Here is a 1,312-nt window from a genome sequence, read left to right as displayed (position 1 = left end):
CCGCCGAGGCTGGCGCGTTTGTCCGTCGCCACGACGACGCCGTCCGTCGCGGCGATGCCGATGGTCGTCGTCCCCGTCTCGGCGACGGCCTCGGAGTCGTTGTCGCCGCTCGGTATCGACCCCAGTTGCGGTTCGGTCGGCGAGTCGAGGACGCGCCCGCCGTGGACGGCCAGATGGTCGGGGGCAGCGTCGGGTCTCTCGTACATACTCCTCGGCTACTGGTCGCCCTGACATAAATCCACTCGTTGGGGGCTCGTTCGCGGGAGGCGACTGGCGGTGACTACGACCGTCGCCCGTCGCAGTCGATGCATCTGCTACCGATTCACGGACGCGTAGAATACGCTTTCGGCGGGCTGTCTCTACCGTGCCCGCGAACTGAGTCCCCTCCTCACTCCTCGCTCGCGTGCTCGTAGGCCGCGTGCAGTCGGTCGATGATGCGGTGTAGCGGCAGCGGGACGCCGGCCCGACGCGCCGCGAGCGCGACGGGTAGCAGGACGATACCGAGGACGACGCTGAGCTGGTACAGTGCGAACACCGTTGCGGTGTATGGACGGGATGGCATTGGTTCGAAACGCCTCGGTGGAGAAGGTCGCCTCACCACGTATAAGTCTTGTCGCCGGCGGGAGCGTGTGTCGCATCGTTCGTGAGGGTTTGTCCGGCTGCAGTCTTGCGATTAAACTGTAGTTGTTGGCGGCCACAAATGAGGCGTCTCAGGCCGCTGTGACGGCAATCAGGTGCGTCTCCCACTGCCCGGATTCGCATAAGTTATGGCGATACTCTCGGTGTCGTGCGCAGTGTATCGGGGACGGGTGAGCGCCGGTCGGCGTCGTCGGCGATTATAAAACACCAAGAGGCTCGCCGCCGGAGTGGTGGATATGAACTATCTCGTTGCGATGGAAGCCGCGTGGTTGGTCCACGACGTCGAAGACATCGACGACGCTATCGGTGTGGCCGTCAGCGAAGCCGGGAAGCGACTGAACGATCAGGGACTGGAGTACGTCGAGGTCGAAGTGGGTGCGACCGGGTGCCCGGCCTGTGGGGAACCGTTCGACTCCGCGTTCATCGCCGCCGACACCGCTCTCGTCGGCCTCGTGTTGGAGATGGACATCTTCAACGCCGAGAACACCGAACACGCCCAGCGCATCGCCAAGTCCGAAGTCGGCGGCGCGCTCCGGGACGTCCCGCTGAAAGTCATCGAGACGTTCGAGACCGAAGCCGACGAGGACGGCGACCGCACCGACGGCCGGGGCGACGAACTGGATAAGTGTTTATTGTAGGTCATTTCGGTATCGACCGTCCCGACTGGGCGGTC

The 1,312-nt window shown here is 64.3% G+C and carries 2 protein-coding genes and 1 pseudogene; 1 reads left to right on the top strand and 2 read right to left on the bottom strand.

Going from position 1 to position 1,312, the window contains the following annotated elements; genetic code table 11:
- A pseudogene (locus GJ629_RS15840) lies at positions 1–206 on the bottom strand (hypothetical protein); the annotation flags it as partial.
- A gap of 182 nt (positions 207–388) precedes the next feature.
- Positions 389–562: a hypothetical protein gene (locus tag GJ629_RS16600; protein WP_197428687.1), complete on the bottom strand. Its 174-nt coding sequence runs from the start codon at positions 560–562 to the stop codon at positions 389–391.
- A gap of 313 nt (positions 563–875) precedes the next feature.
- Between GJ629_RS16600 and GJ629_RS15835 the strand changes: the two genes are divergently transcribed.
- Entirely contained in the window at positions 876–1,277 is a 402-nt protein-coding gene (locus tag GJ629_RS15835) for a DUF555 domain-containing protein (RefSeq protein WP_157513854.1), read from the top strand.
- The last annotated feature ends 35 nt before the right edge of the window (positions 1,278–1,312 follow it).

Source organism: Halapricum sp. CBA1109 (genome assembly GCF_009741825.1).
Lineage (GTDB): Archaea > Halobacteriota > Halobacteria > Halobacteriales > Haloarculaceae > Halapricum.
Note: the sequence above shows the minus strand (reverse complement) of the source record. Positions and strands in the feature narration are given on the sequence as shown.